Source organism: Kosakonia oryzendophytica (assembly GCF_900094925.1).
Classification (GTDB): domain Bacteria; phylum Pseudomonadota; class Gammaproteobacteria; order Enterobacterales; family Enterobacteriaceae; genus Kosakonia; species Kosakonia oryzendophytica.
Map to the genome: position 1 here is coordinate 1 of NZ_FMAY01000031.1, position 1,235 is coordinate 1,235.

At 53.8% G+C, this 1,235-nt stretch carries 1 rRNA gene; it reads right to left on the bottom strand.

Going from position 1 to position 1,235, the window contains the following annotated elements:
- Nucleotides 1–1,235, bottom strand: a 23S ribosomal RNA gene (locus tag GA0061071_RS23195); the annotation flags it as partial.

The window sequence follows — 1,235 nt, forward strand, 5'->3', positions numbered from 1 at the left end:
GCTTAGAGGCTTTTCCTGGAAGCAGGGCATTTGTCACTTCAGCACCGTAGTGCCTCGTCATCACGCCTCAGTGTTAAAGTGAACCGGATTTACCTGGAACACACACCTGCACGCTTAAACCGGGACAACCGTCGCCCGGATGACATAGCCTTCTCCGTCCCCCCTTCGCAGTAACACCAAGTACAGGAATATTAACCTGTTTCCCATCGACTACGCCTTTCGGCCTCGCCTTAGGGGTCGACTCACCCTGCCCCGATTAACGTTGGACAGGAACCCTTGGTCTTCCGGCGAGCGGGCTTTTCACCCGCTTTATCGTTACTTATGTCAGCATTCGCACTTCTGATACCTCCAGCATGCCTCACAGCACACCTTCGCAGGCTTACAGAACGCTCCCCTACCCAACAACACATTCGTGTCGCTGCCGCAGCTTCGGTGCATGGTTTAGCCCCGTTACATCTTCCGCGCAGGCCGACTCGACCAGTGAGCTATTACGCTTTCTTTAAATGATGGCTGCTTCTAAGCCAACATCCTGGCTGTCTGGGCCTTCCCACATCGTTTCCCACTTAACCATGACTTTGGGACCTTAGCTGGCGGTCTGGGTTGTTTCCCTCTTCACGACGGACGTTAGCACCCGCCGTGTGTCTCCCGTGATAACATTCTCCGGTATTCGCAGTTTGCATCGGGTTGGTAAGCCGGGATGGCCCCCTAGCCGAAACAGTGCTCTACCCCCGGAGATGAATTCACGAGGCGCTACCTAAATAGCTTTCGGGGAGAACCAGCTATCTCCCGGTTTGATTGGCCTTTCACCCCCAGCCACAAGTCATCCGCTAATTTTTCAACATTAGTCGGTTCGGTCCTCCAGTTAGTGTTACCCAACCTTCAACCTGCCCATGGCTAGATCACCGGGTTTCGGGTCTATACCCTGCAACTTAACGCCCAGTTAAGACTCGGTTTCCCTTCGGCTCCCCTATTCGGTTAACCTTGCTACAGAATATAAGTCGCTGACCCATTATACAAAAGGTACGCAGTCACACCCCAGAGGGTGCTCCCACTGCTTGTACGTACACGGTTTCAGGTTCTTTTTCACTCCCCTCGCCGGGGTTCTTTTCGCCTTTCCCTCACGGTACTGGTTCACTATCGGTCAGTCAGGAGTATTTAGCCTTGGAGGATGGTCCCCCCATATTCAGACAGGATACCACGTGTCCCGCCCTACTCATCGAGCTCACAACCTGTGC